Genomic DNA, 1033 nt, shown 5'->3' with positions numbered 1-1033 from the left:
TCTGCGCCTCGGTGAGGACGATTCCATCTGGCTGAGGTTTGTCCGCCATCGCCGCGATCATGCGCCCCCTACCATCGGAGCAAGCGCCCGGAACACGACCTCGGCCAGCAAGGTCGCAAACAGCGCGAACAGATAAAGGATGGAGAAAGCAAACAGCTTGCGGGTCGCGCGCAGCGACTGGCTACGCTCACGGCGCATATAAACGTTGATCGCGAGCACCAGCATGCCGGCGCCGAGGATCAGCGAGACCACGCCATAGATCGCGTCGAAATAGCCGAGCGCCCAGGGCGCGGCGGCGACCGCGATCAGCACGATGGTGTAGAGCAGGATCTGGAGGCGCGTCGCGTCGGGACCGGCGACGTTGGGCAGCATCGGAATGCCGGCGCGCGCGTAATCGTCCGAGCGGAACAGCGCCAGCGCCCAGAAATGCGGCGGGGTCCAGAAGAAGATGATGGCGAAGAGAAGCAGCGGCTCGACGTCGACCGTGCCTGTGACCGCAGCCCAGGCCACCACCGGCGGCAACGCGCCGGCGGCGCCGCCGATCACGATGTTCTGCGCGGTCCAGCGCTTCAGCCACATCGTGTAGATCACGACGTAGAAGAAGATGGTGAAGGCGAGCAGCGCACCGGCGATCCAGTTGACGAGGATGCCGAGCGTCATCACCGAGAAGAAGGCGAGCGTCATGCCGAATGTCATCGCCTCGGGACGGGTGATGCGGCCACGCGGAATCGGCCGGTTCGCCGTGCGCGACATCTTGGCGTCGATGTCGCCTTCGAGCGCCATGTTGAGCGCCCCGGAGGCGCCGGCGCCGACGGCGATGCAGAGCAGCGAGGTGATCGCCAGCACCGGGTGGAAATGCCCGGGCGCCATCGCCATTCCGACCAGTGCGGTGAAGATCACCAGCGACATCACCCGCGGCTTGAGCAGCGCAATGTAGTCGCCCACCTCCGCTTCGGAGATGCGGGGATTGATATCGACGGCGTTGTGGTCGAGGACGGACACTAAATCAACTCGCTTCGTTATGGAGCCGCGG

General features: G+C 65.1%; 1 protein-coding gene. It reads right to left on the bottom strand.

Going from position 1 to position 1033, the window contains the following annotated elements; translation table 11 throughout:
* Positions 1-57: 57 nt before the first annotated feature.
* Complete coding sequence (locus tag AC1D00_RS42615; RefSeq protein ID WP_135176243.1) at positions 58-1002, bottom strand: heme o synthase; 945 nt, start codon at positions 1000-1002, stop codon at positions 58-60.
* Positions 1003-1033: the final 31 nt, after the last annotated feature.

The sequence above is a fragment of the Bradyrhizobium sp. P2_E8 genome, assembly GCF_056403875.1.
Note: the sequence above shows the minus strand (reverse complement) of the source record. Positions and strands in the feature narration are given on the sequence as shown.